Origin of the sequence: Longimycelium tulufanense, from assembly GCF_014645795.1 — a bacterium.
Taxonomy (GTDB): domain Bacteria; phylum Actinomycetota; class Actinomycetes; order Mycobacteriales; family Pseudonocardiaceae; genus Longimycelium; species Longimycelium tulufanense.
The window spans coordinates 1-24,858 of record NZ_BMMK01000013.1 but is presented as its reverse complement, the minus strand read 5'-3'; the positions used below and the strand labels follow the sequence as shown (position 1 = coordinate 24,858).

The 24,858-nt window shown below is 70.1% G+C and carries 23 protein-coding genes and 1 pseudogene; 9 read left to right on the top strand and 15 right to left on the bottom strand.

Annotated features, from left to right (window positions below):
• Positions 1-31: 31 nt before the first annotated feature.
• Complete coding sequence (locus IEY55_RS14920; protein ID WP_189058209.1) at positions 32-676, bottom strand: ABC transporter permease; 645 nt, start codon at positions 674-676, stop codon at positions 32-34.
• Positions 673-2,532 (bottom strand): BCCT family transporter, encoded by a 1,860-nt coding sequence (locus IEY55_RS14915; protein WP_189058207.1) that lies wholly within the window; start codon positions 2,530-2,532, stop codon positions 673-675. The genes IEY55_RS14920 and IEY55_RS14915 overlap by 4 nt, the downstream gene beginning before the upstream one ends.
• A gap of 335 nt (positions 2,533-2,867) precedes the next feature.
• On the opposite strand from IEY55_RS14915, the gene IEY55_RS14910 reads away from it, so the two are divergent.
• The 3 genes from IEY55_RS14910 to IEY55_RS14900 all read left to right on the top strand — a co-directional run bounded on the left by IEY55_RS14910 (position 2,868) and on the right by IEY55_RS14900 (position 4,736).
• Positions 2,868-3,410, top strand: a complete 543-nt coding sequence (locus IEY55_RS14910; RefSeq protein ID WP_189058205.1) for a hypothetical protein — start codon at positions 2,868-2,870, stop codon at positions 3,408-3,410.
• 69 nt (positions 3,411-3,479) lie between these two features.
• Positions 3,480-4,193, top strand: coding sequence for a YcnI family copper-binding membrane protein (locus IEY55_RS14905; protein WP_189058204.1), 714 nt, complete (start codon positions 3,480-3,482; stop codon positions 4,191-4,193).
• On the top strand, positions 4,194-4,736 hold the full coding sequence (locus IEY55_RS14900; protein WP_189058202.1) for a copper resistance CopC family protein: 543 nt from the start codon (positions 4,194-4,196) through the stop codon (positions 4,734-4,736).
• A gap of 227 nt (positions 4,737-4,963) precedes the next feature.
• Here IEY55_RS14900 and IEY55_RS14895 read toward each other — a convergent pair whose 3' ends face one another.
• From IEY55_RS14895 to IEY55_RS14885, 3 genes are all read right to left on the bottom strand, one after another.
• The gene (locus IEY55_RS14895; RefSeq protein ID WP_189058200.1) at positions 4,964-5,278 is read right to left on the bottom strand and encodes a hypothetical protein; all 315 of its coding nucleotides are present in this window, start codon (positions 5,276-5,278) and stop codon (positions 4,964-4,966) included.
• A gap of 196 nt (positions 5,279-5,474) precedes the next feature.
• Complete coding sequence (locus IEY55_RS14890) at positions 5,475-6,449, bottom strand: aminoglycoside phosphotransferase family protein (protein ID WP_189058198.1); 975 nt, start codon at positions 6,447-6,449, stop codon at positions 5,475-5,477.
• A gap of 13 nt (positions 6,450-6,462) precedes the next feature.
• On the bottom strand, positions 6,463-7,842 hold the full coding sequence (locus IEY55_RS14885; protein ID WP_189058194.1) for a helix-turn-helix transcriptional regulator: 1,380 nt from the start codon (positions 7,840-7,842) through the stop codon (positions 6,463-6,465).
• Positions 7,843-8,099: 257 nt separating this feature from the next.
• On the opposite strand from IEY55_RS14885, the gene IEY55_RS14880 reads away from it, so the two are divergent.
• Entirely contained in the window at positions 8,100-8,393 is a 294-nt protein-coding gene (locus IEY55_RS14880; protein ID WP_189058435.1) for a hypothetical protein, read from the top strand.
• Between the two features lie 13 nt (positions 8,394-8,406).
• Entirely contained in the window at positions 8,407-8,805 is a 399-nt protein-coding gene (locus IEY55_RS14875) for a hypothetical protein (protein ID WP_229686406.1), read from the top strand.
• Positions 8,806-9,768: 963 nt separating this feature from the next.
• On the opposite strand, the gene IEY55_RS32080 is transcribed toward IEY55_RS14875, so the two are convergent.
• Both IEY55_RS32080 and IEY55_RS14865 read right to left on the bottom strand, forming a co-directional pair.
• On the bottom strand, positions 9,769-10,029 hold the full coding sequence (locus IEY55_RS32080; protein WP_229686405.1) for a hypothetical protein: 261 nt from the start codon (positions 10,027-10,029) through the stop codon (positions 9,769-9,771).
• Positions 10,030-10,094: 65 nt separating this feature from the next.
• A complete protein-coding gene (locus IEY55_RS14865; protein WP_373290012.1) occupies positions 10,095-11,468 on the bottom strand; it encodes a GH1 family beta-glucosidase in 1,374 nt (457 codons plus the stop codon).
• Between the two features lie 130 nt (positions 11,469-11,598).
• Here IEY55_RS14865 and IEY55_RS14860 point away from each other — a divergent pair, with 130 nt between their 5' ends.
• Entirely contained in the window at positions 11,599-12,267 is a 669-nt protein-coding gene (locus tag IEY55_RS14860; protein WP_229686404.1) for a TetR/AcrR family transcriptional regulator, read from the top strand.
• Between the two features lie 62 nt (positions 12,268-12,329).
• On the opposite strand, the gene IEY55_RS14855 is transcribed toward IEY55_RS14860, so the two are convergent.
• On the bottom strand, positions 12,330-13,517 hold the full coding sequence (locus IEY55_RS14855; protein ID WP_229686403.1) for an amino acid deaminase/aldolase: 1,188 nt from the start codon (positions 13,515-13,517) through the stop codon (positions 12,330-12,332).
• Between the two features lie 92 nt (positions 13,518-13,609).
• Between IEY55_RS14855 and IEY55_RS14850 the strand changes: the two genes are divergently transcribed.
• Positions 13,610-14,920: a D-arabinono-1,4-lactone oxidase gene (locus tag IEY55_RS14850; RefSeq protein WP_189058402.1), complete on the top strand. Its 1,311-nt coding sequence runs from the start codon at positions 13,610-13,612 to the stop codon at positions 14,918-14,920.
• 443 nt (positions 14,921-15,363) lie between these two features.
• Here the strand turns inward: IEY55_RS14850 and IEY55_RS14845 are convergent, their stop codons facing one another.
• Together IEY55_RS14845 and IEY55_RS14840 are read right to left on the bottom strand one after the other, a co-directional pair.
• On the bottom strand, positions 15,364-16,020 hold the full coding sequence (locus IEY55_RS14845) for an SDR family oxidoreductase (RefSeq protein WP_189058190.1): 657 nt from the start codon (positions 16,018-16,020) through the stop codon (positions 15,364-15,366).
• 48 nt (positions 16,021-16,068) lie between these two features.
• The gene (locus IEY55_RS14840; RefSeq protein ID WP_229686402.1) at positions 16,069-16,662 is read right to left on the bottom strand and encodes a hypothetical protein; all 594 of its coding nucleotides are present in this window, start codon (positions 16,660-16,662) and stop codon (positions 16,069-16,071) included.
• Between the two features lie 734 nt (positions 16,663-17,396).
• Here IEY55_RS14840 and IEY55_RS14835 point away from each other — a divergent pair.
• The gene (locus IEY55_RS14835; RefSeq protein ID WP_189058189.1) at positions 17,397-17,702 is read left to right on the top strand and encodes a hypothetical protein; all 306 of its coding nucleotides are present in this window, start codon (positions 17,397-17,399) and stop codon (positions 17,700-17,702) included.
• A 107-nt stretch (positions 17,703-17,809) separates the two neighbouring features.
• Here IEY55_RS14835 and IEY55_RS14830 read toward each other — a convergent pair whose 3' ends face one another.
• The 5 genes and pseudogenes from IEY55_RS14830 to IEY55_RS33010 all read right to left on the bottom strand — a co-directional run.
• On the bottom strand, positions 17,810-18,802 hold the full coding sequence (locus IEY55_RS14830; RefSeq protein ID WP_189058187.1) for an LLM class flavin-dependent oxidoreductase: 993 nt from the start codon (positions 18,800-18,802) through the stop codon (positions 17,810-17,812).
• 176 nt (positions 18,803-18,978) lie between these two features.
• Entirely contained in the window at positions 18,979-20,133 is a 1,155-nt protein-coding gene (locus tag IEY55_RS14825; protein WP_189058185.1) for a glycosyltransferase, read from the bottom strand.
• Between the two features lie 418 nt (positions 20,134-20,551).
• The gene (locus IEY55_RS14820; protein ID WP_229686401.1) at positions 20,552-22,705 is read right to left on the bottom strand and encodes a transglycosylase domain-containing protein; all 2,154 of its coding nucleotides are present in this window, start codon (positions 22,703-22,705) and stop codon (positions 20,552-20,554) included.
• 910 nt (positions 22,706-23,615) lie between these two features.
• Positions 23,616-23,879 (bottom strand): hypothetical protein, encoded by a 264-nt coding sequence (locus IEY55_RS32075; RefSeq protein ID WP_229686400.1) that lies wholly within the window; start codon positions 23,877-23,879, stop codon positions 23,616-23,618.
• A 172-nt stretch (positions 23,880-24,051) separates the two neighbouring features.
• Positions 24,052-24,330 (bottom strand): annotated as a pseudogene (locus IEY55_RS33010) (helix-turn-helix transcriptional regulator); the annotation flags it as partial.
• An 85-nt stretch (positions 24,331-24,415) separates the two neighbouring features.
• On the opposite strand from IEY55_RS33010, the gene IEY55_RS14810 reads away from it, so the two are divergent.
• The gene (locus tag IEY55_RS14810) at positions 24,416-24,799 is read left to right on the top strand and encodes a VOC family protein (RefSeq protein ID WP_189058183.1); all 384 of its coding nucleotides are present in this window, start codon (positions 24,416-24,418) and stop codon (positions 24,797-24,799) included.
• The last annotated feature ends 59 nt before the right edge of the window (positions 24,800-24,858 follow it).

Sequence of the window (24,858 nt, the reverse complement as noted above, 5' to 3'; positions counted from 1 at the left end):
ACCCCGGTTCCACTGTGGACCTCGTTCTGGCTCAACGGATCCCCCTGGGCATGGTGAGGCGGCCGAGGAGCACATAGGCCGCGTCGAGGAGCAGGGCGAGCAGGACAACCCCGAGCGTGCCGGCGACCGCCGCGTTGATGGCGTTGGCGCCGCCGACCCGCTGCAGCCCGGAGAAGATGAGGTTGCCGAGCCCGGGTCCCTTGGCATAGGCGGCGATGGCCGCGATGCCCATCAGCATCTGGGTGCTGACGCGCATCCCGGCGAGGACCGCCGGCCAGGCCAGGCGCAACTCGACCCTGGTCAGCACGCCGAGCCTGCTCATCCCGATGCCGCGGGCCGCGTCCCGCACCGACGGATCCACGGTGGACAGTCCGACGATGGTGTTGCGCACGATGGGAAGCAGTGCGTAGAGCACCAGCGCGGTGACGGTGGGGCGGACCCCCAGGCCGAGCACCGGGATGAGCAGGCCCAGCAGGGCGAAGGAGGGAATGGTGAGGATCGCGCTGGTGAGCGCCGTGGCCACCGTCGAGCCGATCGGGCTGCGGTAGACCGCGACCCCGACCAGCACCCCGATCACCGTGGCGACCAGCGTGGTCTGCACGACCGCACTGGTGTGCAGGTAGGAGTCGACCAGCAGCTGCTCCCAGCGCGATCCCACGTACTCCCAGAAGCTCATTCCTTCGCGCCCTGCCTCTGGGCCTTCTTCGCGTTCTGGATCCGCTTCTTGGCACCGGGCCTGGGCGCCACCCCGGCCCGTGCCGCCGACGCCTTGTCCAGTTCCTCGACCAGGCGGACGAGGTAGGACGCCAGGTGGCCGGCCACCCGCTCGTGCTTGCCGCCGGCCTTCTCCACCTCGGTGGCCACGTGTTCGACCACGGCCGCGACCTGCTCGCGGCGCACCACCATCGGGTCGCTACGGAGATCCCTGGCCAGCGACACGCAGAGCAACACCATCACCACCGCGAACGGCGCGGCCGCGATGATCGTTATTCGTTGGATACCGGACAGCGCGTCCTCACCGCCGAGGGTGAGCATCACGGCGGCGACGGCACCCGTGAGAACGCCCCAGAAGATCACCACGGACCGGCTCGGCGCGATGGAGCCGCGCTGCGACAACATGCCCATGACCACGGACGCGGAGTCGGCCCCGGTGACGAAGAAGATCCCCACCAGGAGCATGACGAGCAGGCCGCTGACGGTGGCCCACGGGAAGTGGTCCAGCACGGAGAACAACCTGGCCTCCGGGCTGCCTTCCCCGGCCACGTCCAGGCCGCTGCGCTGCAGGTCGATCGCGGTACCCCCGAGCACGGAGAACCAGATCAGGCTCACCACGCTGGGCACCATGATCACGCCCACCACGAACTGCCGGATGGTGCGGCCGCGGCTGATGCGGGCGATGAACATGCCCACGAACGGCGTCCAGGAGATCCACCACGCCCAGTAGAAGACGGTCCAGCCGGCCAGCCACTTCGCGGTGGCGTCGCCGCCGGTCGCCGCGGTACGGGCGGCCATCCCCGCCAGGTCGCGGAAGTAGTCACCGATCGCGGTCGGGACCATGTTGAGGATCAACACCGTGGGGCCGACCACGAACACGAACAGCGCCAGCATGATCGCCAGCACCATGTTGATGTTCGACAGCCACTGGATGCCCTTGGCGACGCCGGACACCGCCGACGCGACGAAGGCCATGGTGAGCACCGCGATAATGACGACCAGCAGCCCGGTACCCACGTCGCTGGTGATCCAGCCGGCCGACTTCAGCCCGCTACCGATCTGCAACGCGCCCAGGCCGAGCGAGGTGGCCGAGCCGAACACGGTGGCGAAGATCGCCATCACGTCGATGGCCTTACCGGCCGGACCCTCGGAACGGCGGGTGCCGAACAGCGGCGCGAACGCCGAGGAGATGAGCTGGCTGCGGCCCCGGCGGAAGGTGCCGTAGGCGATCGCCAGGCCGACCACCGCGTAGATCGACCACGGGTGCAGGGTCCAGTGGAACAGCGTGGTGGACATCGCCGTCTGCACCGCCGCCGGCGACTGGGCATCCACCGTGCCCGGCGGCGGCGACATGTAGTGCGACAGCGGTTCGCTCACGCCGTAGAACATCAGCCCGATGCCCATCCCGGCCGCGAACATCATCGCGATCCACGAGATGGTGCGGAACTCCGGCTGCTCGTCGTCCTGGCCCAGCGGGATCCGGCCGTAACGGCTGAACGCCAGCCAGAACGCGAAGATCACGAAGCCGGTGGCGGCGAGCACGAAAGCCCAGCCGGCGTTGGTGATGATCCAGTCGAGCGCGGTCTTGGACACCCCGGCCAGCGACTCGGTGCCGAGCACGCCCCAGACGATGAAGGCGAGCACGATCAGGCCGGTGACCCCGAAAACGACCCAGTCGGTCCTGCCCGGTTGCTCGGCGGTGCGGGCTCCGGGGGTGGGTTCGGGTTCCTGCGGTTCCCCGGGGAGCTCGGTGGGTGGTGCGGTCTCCTGGTTGTCGCCGTGGTGGTTCGTCGGTTTTGTGTGTGGGGACTCCGTCACACGACTACCGGCGCCCGTGCCAGGCGCCGCCTCCTTTCCGAAAGGGAACACCTATGGTTCCCGGCGGCCGAGCAAGATGGCGGGCCCCAAACGGCGCGAGCCACCGCGCGGAACACGTTCGTCGACGTCCCGCTGCCGCGGGCCCCGACCGCCGACAACCCTCCAACCGTGACCCATTCGGGCGAACAGGGTCAACCTCGAACCACGACCCGTGGCCGAAGAGAGACCGTTTGACGGGATAATCGTCACACAAACAGCAGACCAACGCCTCCGCTAGGGGGAGCTATCCGCCGCACCCACCCAAATGGTTGAGTTGGCATCTACGCTCCCGACTCGTGGTGGTGACGCAGGCCCCGACGCGTGGCACCCCGCGCGTCCTGCGGGGCGCGACACTCGCGTTCACCTCCGCAATCCTCGCCGGGACCGGACACGCGGCAGCCGGCGGCGGCCTGCCCGACGCCGAGCTCACGGCGGTCCTCACCGTGGCGCTCGCCGGCATCAGCATCGCGTTGGCCGACCGCAGGCGCGGGTTCGGCGTCATCTTGCTCACCCTCGGTGGGTCGCAGGTCGTGCTGCACACCCTGCTGCAGGTGTTCTCCGGACACGTGCACCACACCGCGCCCCGGTTCGACTCACTGCAGATGGCCGCCGGCCACGCGGTGGCCGCACTGATCACCGCCGTTCTGCTGACCGGCGCGGAATCGGCGATCTTCGCGGTGGTCGCGGCGCTGTCACGACTGCTTCCGGTGTGGCGTACGCCACCGCCGGCCACCGCACCCCCGCGCTGGTGCTCCATCCCCGGCCGGCCGGCGAGGACCTTCCTCGGCGTCCTACTGCGCCGGGTGTGTGGCCGACGCGGCCCACCCACTTCCTCCTGATCCCTCGTACTCCCCCATGACGGCCACGTTTCGGGTGGCCGCACCCCCTCGTGTTTGGAGATCAGGAACATGTCGAGAACCTCGCTGGCGCGCGCGGCCGTCCTCACCGCGACCGGCCTGACCGCCCTGCTCACCGTGGTCGGCACCGCATCGGCCCACGTGACCGCACAGCCCGGTGAGGCGGCCAAGGGCGGCTTCGCCAAGGTGGCCTTCAAGGTGCCCAACGAACGGCCGAACGCGGGGACGGTCAAGGTCGAGGTCGACCTGCCCAAGGACAAGCCGCTGCGCTCGGTCAGCACCAAGCCGGTACCCGGGTGGAAGGCCGAGGTCACCAAGACCAAACTCGACAAGCCGCTGGAGTCGCACGGCAAGAAGATCGAGGAGGTCGTCTCCGCGATCACCTGGACCGCGGAGCCGGGCCACCGGATCAACCCCGGTGAGTTCCAGGAGTTCGAGGTGTCCCTCGGCAAGCTGCCCGAGGACACCGACCAGTTCGTGATGCCCACGGCCCAGACCTACGACAGCGGCGAGGTCGTGAAGTGGGACGCACCGCCGCCGGCCGAGGGCGCCGACGAGCCCGAGCACCCGGCGCCGGCGCTGAAGCTGGTCGCCAAGAAGGACGGCCACGGTGGCGGGTCCACCGCGGCCGCCGGTAGTGACGCCGCCGCCATGGATTCCACCGACAACACGGCCCGCCTGCTCGGCGGTGCCGGGCTGGTCGTCGGCGCGCTGGGCCTCGGCCTGGGCGTCGGCGCGACCCTGCGGGCCAGGAGGAAGGCGTAGATGCGCAGGAGCCTGACGGCCCTGGCGCTCGCCGGGCTGGCGCTGATCCTCGGCGCCGGCCCGGCGCTCGCGCACAACGCGCTGGTCAGCAGCGACCCCGCGGACGGGAGCACGCTGCGGGGCGGGCCGAGCAAGGTCTCGCTCGTGTTCGACCAGGACGTGTTGGAGGGCGGAAACACCTCGTTCAACACGGTCACGATCACCGGACCGGACGGGAAGCACTACCCGACGAGTGACGTCAAGGTCGAGGGCACCACGGTCACCGCGAACGTCGGTGCCCTCGGCCCCGCCGGGCAGTACACCCTCGGCTACCGGATCCTCTCCGCCGACGGCCACCCGACGCCGGGCGCGGTGAAGTTCACGGTGAGCAATGCGGGTACCGGCACGCCGGTGGAGCCCAGCGCGACCTCCCAACCGGCGACCACGGCCGCCGACCAGGGTGACTCCGGCGGGATGCCGGTGTGGCCATGGATCGTGGGCGCCGTGGTGTTGCTGGGCGCCGGTGTGTTCGCCGCACTCCGGTTGGGTCGCGGCGGCAGGTGAGACCCCGTTGGCGAACTTGGGGTGGCGGCCGGGTGGCGCTGGGCCACCGCCCGCGAGGTACCTGCTCCGCAGCCGCGATCGAGGTCTCGCCAACGGGATCGGCAGGTGAGGGCCGGCCACGGTCCCGGGTGCAACAGCGAACCCGGGACCGTGGCACCTGCCTGCTCGCGAGGAACGCCGCCAACCCCGCGACACGCCACACTCGGACGGGATGGGGCGGCCGGCGGTCAGTCCTGCTCGGTGAGCTGCTCCGGTGGCGATGCGGCCGGCCGGGACCGGCGGAGCTGGTCGAGCCGGGCAACCGTGGCCCGCGCCCGCTCGTCGAGCGTCCTGCGGTCGATCCACCCGGCCGCGTAATGCCGGTACGCCTGCGCCAACATCACCAGCTCGGCCAGGTAGTCGGCCGAGTGCCACCGGGTCGTCTCGGGCAGGGCGGCAACCACCGGAAGCTGGCTGTCCACCACCCGGTCCAATAACTGGGCGGCGCGCAACGCACGTCGCGCGCGCCACGGCGTCCTGCGTCGTCTGCCGGTTCCGAACACGTACCGCCCACCTCGAAAGTGCACCCCTGCCGGCGCGCGGGCCGTGCCCCGAACCCGGTTCGCGCCGGTGTCGTCGTTGCTGACGTCGTTCCCCGGCCGGTCCGCGTTACCCAGCGCGTCAAACGAGTTCGGCCGGACCGGGGATACGGCGCGCCTCCGGACGAGTTCCGCCCCGCGGAGCAACCACCGCCCGGTGTCATCGGTACGGGGTCCACCGCACGGAAGTGTCCCCGGAGCGGAACGACCGGAGGCGTAACTGCAGCTCGGCACGAACCTCCGGGTTGCTCCGCGACACCGGCAACACACTCGTCACCAGCTTCAGCTCGCGCACGGCCCGGAACACCGAAAAACCACTCCAGCGAGTGATGTCGAAGCCGTACCCGGTCGCCAGTTCCCGGTGGGCCGGCGTGCGACGGAACCGCAGCTGCCCCACGGCAACCGGCGTCAGGTCCCACTCCCGCGGACCCACACAGGTGGAGTCGAAGTCGCACAACAACGGCCCGTCCGGAGTGGGAACCAGATTGCCCAGATGGGCGTCGCCGTGCACCGCACCCGGCGGCAGTGCGCACTCCAGCTCGGCCAGCTCCTCCTCCACCTCGGCGCACCGCCGTTCCAGGAACGCACGGTCGTCGCGGGACAACTCCTCGGCGTCAGCCACCCGCCGCCGCACGTCGTCCAGCGGAGTCCAGGCGGGCAGCGGGAACGACGGCGGCGGCAGCGCGTGCAACCGTTTGAGCAGCGCCGCCAGGTCGGCACCCGTGGGAGGGCGTCCACCTGGCGGCGCGGCCTGCCACAACGTGGCCACGTGCGGGCCGACCCGCACCGGCTGCGGCAACCCGGGCAACAGGCGTACGGCCGGAACGTCGTGCTCGGCCAGCCATTCGGCCACCCGCACCACCTTGACCGCGCGGAACCGCATCGATCGGGACGCCACGATCCGCACCACCACGGGATCGCGCCGCAGCGTGAACACCGCGTTGTTCGTGACCTGCAGAAGGTTTGCCCCGGCCGGGTCCAGCCCCACGACCGAACAGATCTCCGCGAGTACGGCGGTCAGCTCGGCCCGGCTGAACCGGCCGCTTCCCGGATGTCGGACCGGCGGCCCGCCGCAGCCCCGCCCGGTCCGGCGCTCGCTGCCGAGGTGCCGTCGTGCCCAGGCACCCTCGTTCATCGAGCGAATCGGCTTACGCCGCCCGGAACCGGGCGATCCGTTCGGCGAGCTCACGCGCATTCGGGTTGGCCGACCGCACCACCGCCTCCTGGTACAGCGGTTTCATCCGGTCGGCGATGCGCGCCGACTTCACCCCGTCGCTGGACTCCAACGCCTTCTGCCCGACCTCCAACGCCTTGTCGGCGTCGCCCTGCAACACGTGGTTGAGCGACAGCGAGGTCAGGTTGAACGCCCGGCTGCGCGCCATGTCGTGCCCGTAGCCGCCGATCGCGCTGGTCAGCTCCGGAATGGCGATCTTGGTGTACTTCCTGGCGTCCACCCGGTGCGCGAGAACCGTGTGCACGGTTCCCACCATCGCGTGAAAATCGTTCTGGTCGAAGAACTTCAGCCAGATGGGGACCGGCTCGTCCTGAGCCTTGTCGAACCGGTCCCGCGCCATCCCCACCAGCTTCATCGCCTGCTCCTCGCGCCCCATCAGGGCATAGGCCCAGGCCTCGTTCATGCACAGCAGGGAAATCGTGCGGTCCGACGCGGTCTCCTGCGCCGCGATCTGGCCGAGCTGGAACATCTTCAACGCGTCGTCCGGGGACTTGTAGTGCAGGTACACCCGGCCCATCCGGTACAGCAGGTTGGCCACCAGCGTGTTGTCACCACCCTGCTTCGCGAACTCCAGCGCCCGCCCGTAATGGTCGCGCGCGGAGTCCAGCAGACCGGTGTCGAACGCCGTCCACCCGGCGAGCCCGTGCATATCGGCCAATGCCACGAACAGGCGATCCTTGACCTTGCCCTGGGCGCTGGCGTGCAGCAGCTGCTGCGCCCAGGACAGCTGGGCCACCACGGCGTCCCGGCAGAACCCGCCGCCGTACTGGTAGTCGAGCGCACGCAGCGCCCGGGTGGCGGCCTCCACCTGTCGGACATCCGTGAAGCCGATACGCGCGGGTGCCGGAGTGTGGGCCGGGCTGGGCACCCACGACCCGCTGTCCGCGCCCAGCACAGCCGCCCCCATCGTTACGGATGCCGCGTGCGCGAGGAACCTCCGACGCTTCACCGACTCTTCCTCCTCGGCCTGGGAGTCGCCGATCCGTTCGGCGACCCTCACCCGTGTGGCCTCGTCGTAGGCGAGGCCCATGTACCCCCTCGGGATGCACAGCCCGTCGGCGATCCGGGCGAGCACGTCGTAGGCCATGACCTGACGGCCCTTGAGGATCTCCGAGACCTCGGACTGCGACTGGCCCGTCAGCGCGGCGATCTGCCGCTGGGACACGCCGACGCGGCGCAACAGCCGGTACACCGTGCTGACGTCGCGTTGCGCCAAGGCGTCCCGCATCTCCCGCTGCTCCCAGACCTTCGGGTCTGGTGTAACGGAAGACGCCTGGGAACCGATGACATTCATTTGCGGCTCCTCCCGAACTGACGGGCTCAACGGCAGAGTAAGGGGACTGCTCCAGGTGGTGAAGTGTTGATCGGTAGGTCTGATCGGCCGGACCGAACTCCGTCGACCGTTCGTCGTGGCCCTTGCGCCGATCGGCGCGTTGAACTCCCCACGCCCCGTTCCTCGGCGCAACCTTGGCAACCGTAAGCGCTCGGCATCACCAAGTGATCGAGCACGGATTGCACCATAGAGGGCACGGCACGAGAGGAGTCCACAGCGTGGAGCTGGCCAAGCCACCCGCACCGGGGCCCCGCGTGGCCGGGACGTACTCCCGGCCGGGTGCGGGTGGTCCGGGAGCAGCGGGCCGGCCCGGCCGCGCCACGCGGCGCCGGAACCGGTGGCGCATCCGCTGCCGGGACGTCGCCAACCGGCGGTGCCACCTCACCGTGCTCGTCGACCGGAACAGGGTTGTGCTCGTCGGTCCTCCCGGCGAGACCGCGGTGCTGTCCAGCGGCCAGCTCGGCCAGCTGCGCACGGCGCTGCGCGAAGCCGCCGAACAGGCGGGAAGGTGACGGTGACGTTCAGGTGGACGAGATATTGGGTCAGGTGTTGCGGAACGCGGTGTGGGAGCGACTCGATCTGCTGACCGAGCTGGCCAACCGCGCCGACGCCCCGTCCCTGCTCTCGGTTGCGCGTTCCGAGCTGCCCCGGCTCACCCAGGGCTGGCGCGCGGTGCTGGCCGCGCACGAGCCCGACGAACGGGGCCATTGCCCGGAATGCTCCACCCGGTGGCGGCAGCAGAAGGCACCGTGTGCGGTGTGGCAGGCGGCCTACGAGCACCTGGTGGCGGGCGGGCTCGCGCCCCGAACCGAGCCCGCCGAGCCGTCCGGACCCACCGGCAGGCACCGCTGGGCGGCCCCCGGACCGCGCGCCACGGGTGGTGCGCGGGGCCGGTCTTCGGCCCACGCCGCGGTGCCGCGCTGAACCGGCGGCCTCGACCCCGGGGCGCACCCCGCCCGGACGACAGGTCGAGCAACCGCCACGTGGTCGGCGGTCCGGGCCGGGCGAACCCCCGACCGCTCCGGAACGGACCGCCGGCCACCCCGGCCCCCGCCGGGTCGCACAACTGAACAGGTGAAGCTTCCGCGGGCCGGTGCTGCCGCACTCCCCTCCCCCCCGACCAGCGTCGGTCCGCGGAGTCCACGTCGCGGTGGTGCCCGTGGCCCCGAGCGGGCACCACCGCGGTACCACGCTCCCCCATCCCCCGTGGTCGGCGCCCCGACCACATACCCCGAAGGCGCGGCCGACCCGTCCCGGCCCCACGCCCCGGCGCCCCACCGCCAGGGCCGGTGACGGGGCCGCGTCACCTCCCGGTGAAAGGGAAGAGAGAACCGCCGGCCGCCCGCCTCCCCACCCGCGGCCGGCGGTTCTTCCCTTCCCCGGCCGGCCGACGGCCTCTGGTGGACCCGGCTCGGCGCCTGGCGGCGCTTCGCCAGGTCGACAGTCATGACGATGGGGGGCCGAGCCCCCCATACCCCCGACGGTGCCAGCTTCTCCCGCCCCAGCGTGGTCCGGCTTGTTGTTGACCAGCGTCCGAGCGTGGTTCGGATGCCGAGTCGTCGGGTTCCCTGCCAGCGGCGGAAACCGTTGAACCGTCCACGACATAGGTCAGGGGCTACACCCGATCCGGCCCGCGCGCCAGCAACTTTCACTCTGCGGTGGGACTCCAGGCCCCCGTACCGGAGGATCTCTCCGCCATCTTTGCGATGGTGTGGAATACCAACCGCCAGTGGGATTGCCGTCGCGAGGTGTTTCCGGCCCGGGGCACGTCCACGATGGACGATCGGCACCAGATCCGATGGGCGGGTGGCCACGCCCGTCAGGCTCGGGTTCGCGTCGGGTGGGTCCACTGGTCCGCGCCTGGTCGTGTTCAGCGGCGTAGCGCCCTCAGGGCGTCGCCGCGTCCAGGATCGGGATCAGCTGCTCCTCCTCGTAGGTCAGATGGCCTTCGACTTCCGTCGTGAGCCGCTCGACTTCGGACAGCACCAGTTGGGTGTCCGCACCTTCCGTGGAAATGACCTGCTGCAGCTCGTCGAGGAGGGCGGCGAGCCCGCGGTGGCCGCCGGAGCCCGCTGCGAGGCAACCCGAACCTGGCGCCGGATGCAGCGTGTTCCACTCGGGATGCCGGCGATGCAACCTCGGCATCACACCCAAACGATCAGTGGCGTGACCGGAGGGCGTGTTCCCGCCGACCGCCTGCTACGCGCCTACCGTCACGCCGTCCCGGCAAGCTGCCTACGCAACCAGTGGTACGACGCCTTCGGCGTTCGTCGCTGGGTCTCGAAATCGACGTGCACCAAGCCGAAACGCTGGCCGTAACCCTCGGCCCACTCGAAGTTGTCCAGCAGCGACCAGATGAAGTAGCCGCGCACGTCGACGCCTTCGTCCATCGCCCCGCACAGGGCTGCGACGTGAGCGTGCAGGAAGTCGATGCGGTCCTGGTCGTCGATCGTTCCCTCGGCGGTTGCCGGATCCGCCGTGCTGCAACCGTTCTCCGTGATCAGGATCGGCGGCAGCGCATCCCGGTAGCGCTCGGTGAGACCGACGAGCGTCTCGCGCAGCCCGGCCGGTACGACCGGCCATTTGGAGGCGGTGCGTGGGTAACCGGTGATCTCGACGAGTTCGAACGGCAGTTCGCTTCCCGGCGCGGCGGCCCGGATGCGCGCGGGGCTGTAGTAGTTCAGGCCGTAGAAGTCGAGTGGCTGGGCAATCGTCGGTAGGTCGACGGCGGCCTGCTCGGGCAGTCCCCGGTCCAGCCACCGCAGGTCCGGGTAGGCGCCGGTGAGCAGTGGATCGGCGAACAGCCAGTTGTAGAGGTCGGCGAAGGCGGCCGCCGCCGCAACGTCCTCGGAGTGCTGGGAGTCCGCCCATACCGGCATGTGGTTGTTGGCGATGCCGACATGTTCGGCACCGGCGGCACGCAGGGCCTGGGTTGCCAGGCCGTGGCCGAGAAGCTGGTGGTGCGCGGTGGGTAGCGCGCCGAGCATCAGGTTCCGTCCGGGGGCGTGTGTCCCCAGGCCGTAGCCGAGGAGTGTGACGATCACCGGTTCGTTGAGCGTGATCCACCAACGAATCCGGTCGCTGAGGGCCTCGGCCGCCAGGGTGGCGTAGTCGGCGAAGCGGTGTGCGGTGTCCCGGCTCATCCAGCCGCCGGCGTCTTCCACGGCCTGTGGGGTGTCCCAGTGGTAGAGCGTGGCGACGGGGGTGATGCCCGCGTTGAGCAACGCGTCCACCAGGCGGTCGTAGAAGTCCAGCCCCGCGGGGTTGGCCGGGCCGGCTCCGACGGGCTGGATCCGCGGCCAGGCCAAGGAGAACCGGTAGTCGCTCACGCCGAGATCGGCCATGAGCGCGATGTCCTCGTGGTAGCGGCGGTAGTGGTCGCAGGCGATCTCGCCGGTCTCGCCCCGGGCGGTTTTCCCCGGTGTGGCGGCGAAGGTGTCCCAGACGGAGCGTCCGCGGCCACCCTCGGTGACCGCACCCTCGATCTGGTAGGCGGACGTGGCGGTGCCCCAGCGGAAGTGGGCGGAAAAGCGCGGGAACCGGGGCTGCAGGCCGTCGCGTCCGGCACCTGCGGCAAGATCAGCCACCCGATCCCCCTTCCGCGAGCGGGCCGAACGCGAATACATTTCACAACCTACGCCGGTTGGGGCTCACACGAAAGTGGCTCGCGGTCGTGACGTGGATGATTAGGAGTAACGCACGAACGAGGAGCCGCCCGTGTCCACCGCAGCACCGCTCCGACGACGCCCGGTCCAGCAGCGCAGCGCGCAGCGGGTCGAGCGGATGCTCGACGCCTGTGCCGAACTGATCGACGAGCTGGGCCACGACGGGGTGACCACGACGCTGATCGCCGAACGAGCCGGCGTCGCCGTGGGCTCGCTGTACCAGTTCTTCCCGGACAAGCGGGCCGTGGTGCAGGCGCTGACCCTGCGCAACCTGGACCGCTTCCTGGCAGCGGTCGTGGAGAAGTTCGAGGCCGGTGGCTTCGAGCACTGGTGGGACGCGGTCGACGCGGTCATCGACACCTACATCACCATGCACCGCGAGGTGCCCGGTTTCGGCCGGTTGCACTTCGGCGACGTGGTCGACCCGCGCCTGCTGGACGAGCGCAAGGACAACAACGCGGTCATCGCCGAGCGGATCGGCGGCCTGCTCACCGAGCACTTCGGCCTGCCGCCGCGGGCGCTGGAGCTGCCCCTCGCGGTGGCGGTGGAGGCCGCCGACGCCGTGCTCAACCTGGCCTTCCGTCGCGACCCCAGGGGTGCGCCGGAGATCGTGGCCGAGGCCAAGGCGCTGGTGCGTGACTACCTGTCAACCAGGATCGGCGAACCCGGCGGCACGCCGAACGGCCAGTCACACCGCGGGGAGGAGCTGCCCGAGGACTGAGCCGACGGCTCGACCCGGCAAACAAGTCTCGCGACTGACGGCTCGACCGCTGTCCCGCTGGTTCAGCCGAACGCCTGGCCGGCGCCGCGGTATGTCGGCACGGAGTCCACGATCCGGTCGCCTTCGACCAGGTGGTAGGTCGGGAAGTGCTCGGCGAGCTCGCCCGCCTTGGCGTGGCGGAACCAGACCCGGTCACCGACCCGCAGCGCGGCGGCGGCCCGGCCGCTCACCGGGGTCTGCACCTCGCCGGCGCCCTCGGACCAGGTCAGCCGGAGCCCGCCGGGTAGCACGGGGACCGGGAGCCGGTCCTCGCCGGGCACGCCGGAGGCCACGTACCCGCCGGCGAACACCGTCGCCACCCGCCGGCCGGGCCGGCGTACCACCGGCAGCGCGAACACCGCCGCGGGCCGGGGCCGAAACGCCCGGTAGTGGTCGAACAGCGTGGGCCCGAGCAGCCCGGACCCGGCGGTGAGTTCGGTGACGGCCCGGTCGGCGGCGGTGAGCTCGAGGCTGCCGGTGCCGCCCCCGTTGACGAACTCCAGGTCTGCCACCTGCCGCAGCGCCTCGACCGTGGCCGCGCGCCGCCCGGCCAGCTCACGCATCGACCGCTCTCGCATCAGGCGGAGGGCGGCCCGGTGCAGCGGCTGGCCCGGGGGTGCGTCCCCGACCCCGGCCACCTGCGCCTCGTAGGACATCAGGCCGACCAGCCGGAACCGGCGGGCGTGCACCTCGCGGGCGAGCGCTCGCGCCTGCCGGGCGGTGCGCACCGGCGAGCGCAGCACGCCCACGTGCATCCCGGGAAGCGGCCGCCAGGACCCGTCCAGCTCCAGGCAGACACGGAGCCGGGGGTGACGTCTGCCCAGGGTCGCCTCGATCAGGTCGAGCTGGGCGACGTCGTCGATCAGCAGCGTGATGGCGGAACGGGCGGCCTCGTCGGCCGCGAGGTCGCGGAGGGCGGCTCGGTCGGCGGTCGGGTAGCCGACCAACGCATCCCCGGTAACCTCCCCCTTGACCAGCCATAAGGCTTCCCGCAGCGAGTAGCACAGGGTGCCGGCGAAGCCCGGGTGGCCAAAGGTGCGGCGCAGCAGCTCGGGGCAGCGGACCGACTTTGTGGCCACCCGGATCGGGCGGCCGCCGGCGCGGTGACACAGTTCCGCGGCGTTGGCGGCGAAGGCGTCCAGGTCGACGACGGCCAGCGGCGGGTCCAGCTCCGCGGTGGCCGTGTCGTAGCGGACGCGGGGTGCGGTCACGGTTCTGACGGTAGCCCGAATCCCGGGGTAATGTGAATCAACTTCACATCTGGCCCGGTCGGCCCGCCCGGAGGTGATACGTGTCCCAACTGGTGACAACGTGGCGGAACTGGGCTGGGACGGTGACGGCGACCCCGGCGGGATTCGCACGTCCGCGTGATCTCGAGGGCATCGTCGACGCGGTGCGCGCGGCCGGGCGGACCGGTGCCACGGTGCGCCCGCTGGGCAGCGGGCACTCGTTCTCCCCGGCCGCCGTGGCCGACGGGATCGCCCTGGACCTGCGGTCCTACACCGGCGTCGTGCACGCCACCGGCGAGGAGGTCACGGTTCGGGCCGGGACCCGGCTACGGGAGCTGAACGCGGAACTGGACCGGCTGGGCCTGGCCATGCCCAATCTCGGCGACATCGACGCCCAGACCGTGGCCGGTGCCATCTCGACCGGCACGCACGGGACGGGTGCGCGGCTGGGCGGCCTGGCCACCCAGGTCACCGCCCTGGAACTGGTGCTCGCCGACGGCTCGGTGGTGCGGTGCTCGGCCGACGAGCTGCCGGACCTGTTGCGTGCCGCCAGCGTGGGGCTGGGTGCGCTGGGGGTGATCAGCACGGTGACGTTGCGGTGCGTCCCCGCGTTCACCCTGCAGGCCGACGAACATCCGATGCCGTTCGCCGAGGTGGTCGACCGGCTCGACGAGTTCGCCGACGACAACGACCACTTCGAGTTCTACTTCTTCCCGCACGCCGACACCACGCTGGTGAAGCGGAACAACCGGTTGCCCGCGACCGAGGCGACGCAACCGCTGCATCCGGTACGCCGTTTCGTGGAGTACCAGCTCGTCGAGAACACCGTGCTCGGGCTGATGTGCCGGCTGGGCCGGGCGGTGCCCGGGCTGGTGAAGCCGTTGAACCGGGTGGCCGGCGGGATGCTCTCCACGCGCCGCTACAGCGACCGCTCACACCAGGTGTTCGTCAGCAGCCGGCAGGTGCGGTTCGTGGAGACCGAGTGGGCGGTGCCGCGGGAAGCGATCCGCGACGTGCTGACCGAGCTGCGGGCCGCCGTCCCGCATCTGGAGCACCCGGTGATCTTCCCGGTGGAGGTGCGGTTCTCAGCCGGCGATGACCTGTGGTTGTCACCGGCGCACGGGCGGGACACGGCGTACGTTGCGGTGCACCAGTACGTGGGGATGCCCTACCGCCACTGGTTCGACACGGTCAGGCGAATCTGCGGTGGGATCGGCGGACGTCCGCACTGGGGCAAGATGCACGACCTCGGTGCGAACGAACTGCGCGAGCGCTACCCGCGTTTCGAGGACTTTGTCTCCCTGCGCGAAAAACTCGACCCCGAGGAACGCTTCCGTTCCCCCTACACCGATCAGGTGCTGGGCACGGGCACCAGCACCGACTGACGTCCGCCCCGCCGTTGTTGCCGCTACGGCTCGACTTCCACCATCCGATTTCGACGCAGTCACGGCCGTTCCCATTGTGGCTGGACTTCCGCCAGATCAAGTTGGTCATGAGGATGTCACCTCCTTCCGGATGCGAGTGATGATCGCAGAAGCCTCATCGGGTCGTGCCGCGCTCATACGAAGCTGGTTCATGATCTCCGTGCACCGCTCGATCGTCATCCGGAAGGTCACGAGAGCACCGCGTGGAAGCTGTGGCCCACCGGCATCACCTGCGACGAACGCATCCGCCTGTTGCTCAACATTCCGCTACTCGGCTGTCACGACAGCACTGCGGTTCCGGTCGTCGTTGCCGCCGCGTGAGCGCACACGAAGCGCATTCTCGTTCCGAACAAGAGAAACGGCTGCCGCGGGTTTCCGGGGAACCCGCGGCAGCCGGGAAATCGTCAGCTGACGGCCGTGGCGACCGCGTCCACGATGGGCACGTCGCCCGAGACCAGCTCCAGCGTGTGACGAATGCTGGCCGGCTCGTCGAGCAGTTGGAGCAGCACCGCCGCGACGTCGTCCCGCGGAACCTCGCCGTACTGCGCGGACGCCCCGAGGCGCACCAGGCCGGTACCCGGTTCGTCGGTGAGCCGGCCGGGGCGCAACACGGTCCAGTCGAGATCGCGGGAGCGCAGGTCGTCCTCCGCGGCCCTCTTCGCTTGCAGGTAGGCGGCGAACACCTCGTCCATGCCGGGCTGCTCGGCCCGGTCCAAACCCATCGAGCTGATCAACAGGTAACGCCGTACGCCGGCGACCAGGCAGGCGTCCGCGAGCAACGCCGCTGCCGCGCGGTCGACGGTGTCCTTGCGGGCCGCACCACTGCCCGGCCCGGCGCCCGCGGCAAACACCACCGCGTCCGCGCCGGTGATGTGCGCGGCCACCTCGTGTACACCGGCCCGCTCCAGGTCGCAGACGATCGCATCCGCGCGAACCGCATGGAGGTCCGGGGCATGGGCCGGGTTACGCACCAACCCGATCGCGGCGTCGCCCCGCCCGGCCAGTAGCCGCTCCAAGCGGAGCGCGATCTTCCCGTGCCCTCCGGCGATCACCACGCGCATACCGTCACCGTAAGCCCAAGATCGACCGCGCGCAGCGCAAGGAGAGGCTCAACACCCGGCCGGTGCGGGCGTCTCGGCGAGCAACCGCTCGTAGAGCACCTCGTGCATCCACCGCACCGCGGCCGACGACGCGAGCTCGGCGGCGCCGCTCGCCTCGTCCGTCGCGCTACCCGGCAGCTCCAACTCCACCGCGCCGTCGCACGCGGCGGTGAGGACCGCGACGCCGTAGAGCCGGGTCCGCAGCAAGCAGTTGTTCTGGTAGTCCTCGCTTCCGGTCACCGTGGCGGGCAACACCACCGCGGCCGGACACAGCTTGGCGAACGGGCCCGCACACGCCAGCGCGGTGCGCCAGTGCCGGGCCGGGGCGATCACCCCGACGAGCCGCACGGCCGGCGACGGCACCCGGTCGGCCAGCTCGGGCCAGACCCAGGTGGACACCGCGGTGCGGTCCGTCACCGGGCCACAGTCCCAGGACAGGCGCTCGGCGTGCCGGTCCGTCAGCAGCTCCACGACCGGAACCACGCGGCGGCCCAGTAACGACATCGGCGGCAACACCGCACCCCGCCAACCGAGCAGTTCGGCGGCGCGGGCCGCGAGCAGCTCCGCCGGCGCCGGCAACTCGGGCGGGAGGGCAGTACTCACGGGCACGGTACGGACGTTCTGGACGGCCGTGCGCCCTGGTACGCGGGTCACGAACCTTCCACCTCCCCTCCGACGTTCCGCGGCGACGATCGCCGCGGCGCATCACTGGCGTACCAGTCCCCCGCGGGAAGTGCCCCGGTTGCCGGGTTGGGAAGCGGTCGGCGGCGCGGCATGGTCGGTGACCGGTCGACGACCGGTTATCGGACTTCGGTCCGACGGTGCGGCCATTCGTGTGAGCGACGGGGCGGGCGGTACCGGACCGCTCGGAAGGTTCGTACGTTTCTCCTTCTCCGCACCGGAGTTGTCCACTTCGGAACGGACGCACCATGCAATTGCCGTCGGCAGTGATCGCCGCGAACCTCGCTTCAACGTCGTAGGCGGACAGGTTGAGCGTGTCCTACTCGTTACTTTTCCCGGGTTCGAGTAGGCGCGCTGAGGGAACCGTCCGTTCGGGTGGCACGCGCCACGTTGTGGCGACTGGACCATGCGGGGAGACGTTGCGGCAGCGGATGGTCAAGAGGCGCGTGTCCAGCAGGCGGCGGGATCATCTCCGCCGTATCGCTCGGCAGATCCCGCGCGGCCGCTGATCGTTCGTGCCCGACCTCCGGCCGACGACGCATTGGCCCACGCCGAGTGTCACGATTAAGAAACAGCTTGTGCCCAAGAGAACTAGTGCCCCACCTGGCACACTGGAACAATTCTGGCCCGCCAACCGCGACCCGGAGACCGATCTCATGAGCCACGACCCGCCGCTCACGCCGACCGAGCAGGACCTCTACAACAACATCGAGTCGCTGGGGCGCCAGGTCGGGGCCATCCGGATCGACCTCACGGACGTCAAGCGCGTCCAGGAGCAGCACGGCAAGAAGCTCGATGAACTCAGCGGCGACGTCCGAGAGCTGCAAAAGGACGTCCGGGGACTGCAAAAGGACGTCACGGGGCTCAAGACCACCGTGAGGCGGTTGGACAACAAGGTGGACCAGCTGGGCACCGAGATGTCCGAGATGAAGGGGATGCTGCGGGAGCTCCTCGCGCGCTGACCACCTCCGCGATCACCACAATCCAGACAGAGGGGGCAGCCCGTGGGGCTGCTCCCTCTTCGTGGCACCAGCCGGCTTCCCGGAACTCCCCTCCGGCTCCCGGCTCGTCAGCTGAGCACGTCGGTAATCAGTTCGTAGGAGCGGACCCGGTCGGCGTGGTCGTGCACGATCGTCGTCACCATCAGCTCGTCGGCCTCGGTGCGCTCGACCAGGTCGAGCGCCCCCTTACGGACCGTCTCCGGCGAGCCGATCACCTGGCTGCCCCAACGTTGCCGGATCAGCTCGCGGTCGAGCTCGGTGTACGGGTAGGCGGCCGCTTCCTCCGGTGTGGGCAGCACCTCCGGCCGTGACATGCGCAGCTTGAGCATGGACAGCGCGGCCGGCCCGGCCAGCCATTCGGCGCGCTCGTCGGTTTCCGCGCAGATCACGGCCGCGGCGACCATCGCGTAGGGACGCTCCAGGCCCGACGATGGCCGGAAGCTTGAGCGGTAGATCTCCAGTGCCGGCAGGGTGTTCTCGGCGGCGAAGTGGTGGGCGAAGGCGAAGGGCAGCCCGAGCAGCCCGGCGACCCGGGCGCTGTAGCCGCTGGAGCCGAGCAGCCAGATCGGCGGTCGGTTGCCCAGCGCGGGTGCCGCGGCGATCGCGTTCTTCCCGTCGAAGTACCGCATCAGCTCGGTGAGCTGCTGCGGGAAGTCGTCGGCGGACAGTGGTCCGGTGCTGCGGCGCAGCGCCTGCGCGGTCCGGGTGTCGGTACCGGGGGCACGTCCGATGCCGAGGTCGATCCGTCCGGGGTGGACGGCCTCGAGGGTGCCGAACTGCTCGGCGACCACGAGGGGCGGGTGGTTGGGCAGCATGACCCCGCCGGATCCGATCCGCATGCGTCGCGTCACGGCGGCGAGCTGCGCGATCAGGACGGCGGGAGCCGCGCTCGCGATACCCGGCATGTTGTGGTGCTCGGCGACCCAGTACCGGTGGAAGCCGAGTTCCTCAATCCGGCGCGCCAGCTCGAGGGAGTTGCGCAGGGCCCGCCCGGAGGTCGAGCCGCTGCCCACCGGCGCGAGGTCGAGCACGGACAGCCGAAACGTGTCAGTCAGTGCCACTTTGTTGCCAACCCACCGGGAACTCCGGGTCTTCCCGCGAGTAACGGCGGTCACACCCGCCTTCGGGCGAGGCCGGTCTCGGGTGATCGGCCGGCCCGGCGGAGGTGGCCCACGATCTCCTCGCCGGGTGAAAACGGCAGCCGCGGTGGCAGCAGCAGCCAGCGGGCCGGACGGAACTAGGTGAGAGCGACCAGATCCGCCACGAAGGTGTCCAGTGGTGGCAGCGCCACGATGCTGCGCTGCAGTGCCCGCGCGGCCATGAGGTAGCGGGGCTCGCCGAGGACCTCGGCACAGGCGTCATGGATGGCCGTGGCCGTGGCTTCGGACGGCTGGGTCACCTGTGCTACCCCGAGTTCCTGGCAACGGGCGGCATTTTGTGGCTGTTCCGCCGAGCGTGGGACGGCCACCAGGGGCACCCCGGCACGCAGGGACTCGCGCACGCTGTTGAACCCGGCGTGGGTAAGGAAGAGATCGGCGATCTCCAGCATCAGTGGCTGGGCGATCCACTCCACCACGCGTACCCGGGAGCCGGGCACGTCCTCGCCGGTGAGGTGTTTCCCCGCCACCAGCACGGCGTTCACGTCCAATTGGTCCAGTGCCCGACCGATGCGGCGCAGCAGAGCCGGTGTCTCGGACATGTTGTCCCCCGTGGTGCCGAGCGCCGCCAGCACCACGGGGCGTGCCGGGTCCAGGTCCGCGACCCACTCCGGCAGTCGCTCGCCCAACCGCCGGGGCGAGGTCTGCTGGTAGAAGCAGGCGTTGGGGATCGTGGCCTCGCTGGGGTCGAAGGCCGGCGGCATGAGAACACCGTGCAAATACCGGTAGAGCACCGCCACGCTGGGCTCGACCAGGACACCGAGGGCTTCGTGGTGTTCGCCGAGCCTTACCAACAACGCTTCGTTGACGATCCCGGGCGTGCCACCGTTGGCCGCGAGCGTGACGTGGGGCAGCCCGAGCAACTCCGCGGCCAGGTAGCCGCCGAACTCGGTGGGCTCCCGCACGATCACCTCGGGCTTGAACTCGGAAGCCAGCCGCACCAGGTCGGCCGCCATCGCCGGGGCCGGACGGCCGGCGAACCCGTGGTGGTGGACGGCGTGGACTCGTTCCTCATGGGGCAGATCCGCAACGGGCCCAACGTCCTCCAGCACCGCCTGCCGCATGTCGAGCCCGGCCGGTAGGTGCGCCACCCCGTGCGCGGCGACCTCGGCCGCGGCCGCCTCCGGCGCCGCGAGTGCCACCGTATGGCCGTGTTCCGCCGCGATGCGCGCGGCGGGGACCAGCGCCCGCACGTGCCCGACGGAACTGTGTGCCGTGAACAGGATCCGGGCCATCGCCTGCCTCTCCCCTCCGCCTCTCACCCGGCAGGGACGGGGTCCGCCGGCGCGGGTATCCGCGCCCCCCAGCGGCCTGGACCTGCCGTTCTCGTGACCACGCGAGTCGATATGAGTACCCTACGGGTTTGCCCACGAAGAACGTCCGTTCACTCCGTTTGTGGGCGGCGTTAATCCCGTCACTCCGCGCCGACGCGAATCTCGGGTCCACAGGTCAGATGGCCTGCCGCGGCTGCCACCCAGCCGCCACCACCTCTTCGCGCCGAACCCGCGCACCGACTTCGACGGATTGCGGCGGACTTTTGGCCACGCGGCAACAACCCTTGCTCGCACCGGGACAGTCCGCTCTGGCCGGTGTCTCCGTGCTCGGGCACATGGGCCACCGGCCGTCATCGAGTCTCGCCGTGTCAGCGATGCCTCAGCGATAACGAGGAGCGGCTGGCGGGAACGTTTTCTCCCGCAGTCCCTCGTGGATCTTCTTCATCGCCTCGAACCAGGTCGGTGCCGCGAGATCACCGCCGAACGCACCGTTGACCGTGCTGGTACCGCAGGTCCGACCGTTCTTGCAGACCGTCTCCGGCCGGTCGCTGTCGGAGAAGACAAGGACGGCACCCGCGTACTGCGGCGTCGCCGCGAGGAAGCCGGAGGACTTGTACTCCTCGGTGGTACCGGTCTTGCCCAGGATCTCCCGGGTCCAGCCGGCCGCGCCCGCAGCCGTGGCCGAGGTGCCGCCGGGCTTGTCGTCCTTGCTCAGTCCCTGCGCGAGGGAGTTGGCCAGGTCCTCGTCGACCGCCCGCTCGCAGGACGCCTCCTTGACCGGAACGGGCTTTCCGTCGCGGTCGGTGACCTGCTCGATGGGCGTGGGCGGGCACCACATGCCGCCGCTGGCGATGGTGGCGGCGACGTTCGACAGTTCCAGCGGGCTCACCGGTGTCACGCCGAGGGTGAACGTCCCCAGGTTGCCGCGGACCACGGCGTCGAGGACCGAGGGGCCGTTGGAACCGTCGGGCTTGAGCGGCTTCCCCTGCATGTTGATGCCGCGCATGCTTTCCCGGAGGCCCAGCTTGTAGGCCATCTCCGCCGCTTTCTCCAGCCCCACCTTCTCCTGCATCCGCACGAAGGCAGTGTTCGGCGACTGCGCCAGCGCGTCCTGCACGGTCATCTGCGCCGGATACGTGCCGGCGTTCTTCACGGTGTACGGGGCGTTACCGTTGCCCTTGTACACCCGTGACGTGTAGGTCTCCCCTACCGGGATGCGGTCGCTGATGCGCCCGCCCTGCTGCAGGTAGGCGGCTGCGACGAAGACCTTGAAGATCGAGCCCGCGCCGAAGCCGACGTACTGGGTGGGCAGGTCGAACGCCCGCTCACCCTTCTGCTTGTCCAGCCCGTAGTCGCGGTTGGCCACCAGGGCGCGGACCGGGTGCCGCCCGGTGCCGGGCTCGATGACGGACATGACGTTGGCAACGCCCGGCCTGGTCTGCGGAATCTTGTTCGTGGCCGCTTCTTTCGCGGCTTCCATGGCCTTGCGGTCCATGGTGGTGCGGATGGTGAGCCCGCCGCGGTTGAGCTGTTCGTCGGTGAAACCTGCCTTCTTCAGGTAGTCCACCACGTACTCACAGAAGAACCCATAGGTGTGGTCCGGTTTTCCCTCGGCGTCGACCGCGTTGAGGCAACCGCGGGGCCGGGCCGCGGGCCGAGCCTTGTACGCGAGCTCGATCTCGGTGTTCCTGTACTCCTCGGCCAGGCGCTTGTTCTCCTCCGGACCATTCGGGGAGAGCATTCCCTGCTCCGCCATCTGGTTGATCACAATGTTGCGGCGGCGCTTGGCCTTCTCATAGTTGGCGTAGGGATTGTAGAGCTGCGGGTTGTTGACCATTGCCGCGAACAGGGCGGCCTGCGGGACCGTCAGCTTGTCGGCCGTGGTGTCGAAGTAGGCACGCGCGGCCTCGCCGACGCCGTAGATGTCGTACAGGAACGGGACGATGTTGAGGTACCGGGTGAGGATCTCCTCCTTGACCTGCTTGTGCGACATGCCGGACTCGGCGAGCCGCCGTTCCAGGTCGAGCGCGAGCCGTACCTCCTTGATCTTGCGGGACGCCGACTGCTCGGTGGCCTTCCGGTAACCCTCCTTGACGTCCTTGGACACCACGAAGGCGAGGAAGTTCTTGACGTACTGCTGGGTCAGGGTGGAGCCACCGCCGGCGATGCTGCCCTTGATCAGGCCCTTCAGCCCGGCGCCGACCGTGCCCTGAAAGTCGACCCCGTTGTGGTCGTAGAAGCGCCGGTCCTCGATCGCGAGGATGGCGGCCTTCATGGCGTCACTGATCTGGTCCGGGCGCAGGTTCACCCGGTCCTGCTCCCACAGGTACGCCAGCGGCTTGCCGTCCTTGTCCTGGATGGTGGTGACCGCCGGCGGATCGACATTGGCCAGCTCGACCGAGGTCTGGCCGACCGCGGCGACGACCTGGTTCGACAGCAGGCCGAGGCCCCCGGCCACCGGGAAGAACAATGCGGCGCTCAGAACTCCCGCCACCATGCTCAGCGTCAGCAACTTCCCCAGCGCAGCACGCAATGCCCGCACTCCCCTTTCCCCTCCGGGCCCCGCGGGAGCACGCCCCCGCGCACAGTCCGCCTCCCCGCGGACAATGCGACCCCACCACCAGACGCCCCGAACAAGTGGTGAGTTGTCCGCGGTGGGCGACGAGTTCTGTCACAACGCCCGCCCGGACAGACCCCGCACGCCGGGCGGGCAGTCGCCGCGAAACCCCTCCCATCCACGTCTACCTGCCAGACGTGGCGCACTCACCACTATTGCCAACGAATTTCGTGATGCTCATCACGCAAGATCGGGGCGAACGCACGAGAACACCCGAGACGGTTACGAAGCCGCATCGGATCAATTCGGAGTGAAACGGACGCGCACGCGGCCGGCGATCACCCTTGCGCGGCCGAACATGCTCCACTCACTGATCCGGACAGTGGAGCGAACGCGTCATTGGACAGAATCCGCGGTGCCCGCACGGCCGCCGCCGTGACCGCGGCCCTGCTCGCCGCACCCCTGGGCGTCGCCCACCCTGGGAGAACCCTGTCCCGGTGTCGCGATTCCTGGCCCGGACTGGATAGCTACACCCCGGGGTTGTTCCTGCCGTTTGTCCGGCGGGCGACGTGAACACACGGTCAGCGGGCTGGCCGCCGGAAGGGCGTCATGTGAGGGGGAGGGCTGCTGCCAGCTCGAGCCATTGTGAGGGGGCAGGGCGGTGCTGTCGGTGGTCACTACCTCCAGGCAGACGTGGTCGACGCCGGCGTCGCGGCGGGCGGTGACCTTGCGTCGTGCCGCGTCGGCGTCGCCGAGCGCGAAGGTGTTGTCAACGAGGCGGTCGCTGCCGCCGTCGCGGAAGTCGTCCTCGGTGTAACCCAGGCGCAGCAGATTGTTGGTGTAGTTACCGCGAGACCTACACCACCCGGGTCAGTTCCCGCCGGCCCTACGAGCTGCGCCGCAAGGCTGGTTGAGCGCGGGGTTGCGCATGCATCGCGTGGTGGATGCGGTCGGCGACGGTGTGCAGGTGGTTGAGGACGTCGGGGTCGGCGTCGAGGGTGTAGTCGGCGTCGAGGCTGGTGAGGAGGACGTCGATGCGGGGTAGCGAGTCGCCGGACAGGTCGACGGCGCAGGTGTGCTCGTCGATGGGGGGTGGCGCGGCCGAAGACGTCTCCGCCGATGCGGGACCGCACGGTGGCAGCAGCGGCATGGACCGTGGCGATCGCCCGGTAGCGGGTGGGTGCCGCCGCGATCCTGGCGATCACGTAGGTGGCGGCGTCCAGCGCGGGCAGCTCCCGTGGGGGAACACGACGCCCGGTGGGGGTGGGATGGGTCAGCCGGTCCAACCGGAAGATGCGCCAGTCGTCGCTCTCGGTGTCGTAGGCCACGAGGTACCACAGGCCGGCGCCGGAGACCAGGCTGTGCGGTTCGGTGCGGCGGCGACCGGTGCCGCCGCGGCGGGCGGTGTAGTCGAAGGTCAGGATCTCGTGGTCGCGGCAGGCGGCTGCCACCACCGCCAGCGTCGCCGGGTCGGCTTGGGGGCCGGCAGGCAGGTGGCGCGGAGGGCTGATGGCCTGTTGCAGGGCGGCGACCCGGCCGCGCAGCCGGGCTGGGAGGAGTTGCTCCAGTTTGGCCAGCGCCTGCGGCGCGGTGTCCTCCATCCCGCTCAGACCACCGGTAGTGGTGCGCAGTGCGACAGCGATCGCGACCGCCTCCTCATCGGTGAGCACCAGCGGCGGTAGAGCGGTGCCCGAGACGAGGGAAATCTTCGGCGCGATCGAGCGGGTGTGTTTGGATCACCACGGCAAAATCATCCACGCCGAACTGCAGATCGCCGACTCCGTCGTGCTGTTCTGCGACGAACTCCCCGAGGCCGGCATGCGCAGCCCCGCCAGCGTGGGTGGTTCCCCCATGGCGGTCTCCGTGCAGGTACCCGACGCGGACGCCACCTACCAGCGGGCCGTGCAGGCCGGCGCCACGCCCATCCATCCGGTGGAGACGTTGTTCCACGGCGCCCGCGTCGGCGGCTTCACCGACCCCTACGGCCACAACTGGCAGGTCCTGACCCACATCGAGGACGTCCCGCCCGAGGAGATGCAACGCCGCATGGCCTCAGCCCTGGGCGGCTAGACGAGTAAGTCCTAACTGGTCAGTGATCGAACGAGATCAGTGACCTGGTGACAGGCTGG